Here is a 231-nt window from a genome sequence, read left to right as displayed (position 1 = left end):
CGGATTGTAGAAATGAATCCAGCGATACGTGCATAGGCAGTCGCCCCACCGATACTTCGGAAGCAATTACTAATTTTTTGTCGCATCGGCGCTCCGATTCACTTTGGCGGCTCTTAAATCGCGTTCCGCTTGATTATTAGTGAAGGGTACACCCGACTCGAACCGGGTCGCCGGTGCGAGCAAATGCAAGCACGGCCTCTTGATGAAGAATCAAGCGCTGTAATAAGTTAC

General features: G+C 50.2%; 1 pseudogene. It reads right to left on the bottom strand.

Going from position 1 to position 231, the window contains the following annotated elements:
- Positions 1–231 (bottom strand): annotated as a pseudogene (locus AC23P2_RS31465) (hypothetical protein); the annotation flags it as partial.

The sequence above is a fragment of the Runella sp. R0.1_18 genome, from assembly GCF_057652155.1.
This window is presented reverse-complemented; position numbering and strand designations above follow the sequence as displayed.